Source organism: Piscibacillus salipiscarius (assembly GCF_042685285.1).
GTDB lineage: Bacteria > Bacillota > Bacilli > Bacillales > Alkalibacillaceae > Piscibacillus > Piscibacillus salipiscarius.
The window spans coordinates 1-737 of sequence record NZ_JBHUMZ010000031.1 but is presented as its reverse complement, the minus strand read 5'-3'; the positions used below and the strand labels follow the sequence as shown (position 1 = coordinate 737).

The following is a 737-nucleotide window of genomic DNA, read 5'->3' as shown; positions in this document are numbered from 1 at the left end:
GAAGTTAAGTCCTCGATCGATTAGTATCCGTCAGCTCCACGTGTCACCACGCGTCCACCTCGGACCTATCAACCTCATCGTCTCTGAGGGATCTTACTTGCTCGAAGCAATGGGAAATCTCATCTTGAGGGGGGCTTCATGCTTAGATGCTTTCAGCACTTATCCCTGCCACACGTAGCTACCCAGCGGTGCTCCTGGCGGAACAACTGGTACACCAGCGGTGTGTCCATCCCGGTCCTCTCGTACTAAGGACAGCGCCTCTCAGATTTCCAACGCCCACGACGGATAGGGACCGAACTGTCTCACGACGTTCTGAACCCAGCTCGCGTACCGCTTTAATGGGCGAACAGCCCAACCCTTGGGACCGACTACAGCCCCAGGATGCGATGAGCCGACATCGAGGTGCCAAACCTCCCCGTCGATGTGGACTCTTGGGGGAGATAAGCCTGTTATCCCCGGGGTAGCTTTTATCCGTTGAGCGACGGCCCTTCCATGCGGAACCGCCGGATCACTAAGCCCGACTTTCGTCCCTGCTCGACTTGTAGGTCTCGCAGTCAAGCTCCCTTCTGCCTTTACACTCTGCGAATGATTTCCAACCATTCTGAGGGAACCTTTGGGCGCCTCCGTTACCTTTTGGGAGGCGACCGCCCCAGTCAAACTGCCCACCTGACACTGTCTCCGGACCGGATCACGGCCCTGGGTTAGAATGTCCGTACAGCCAGGGTGGTATCCCACGG

1 rRNA gene is annotated in these 737 nt (G+C 57.3%); it reads right to left on the bottom strand.

The window, feature by feature from the left end:
• Window positions 1-737, bottom strand: a 23S ribosomal RNA gene (locus ACFSW4_RS11925); the annotation flags it as partial.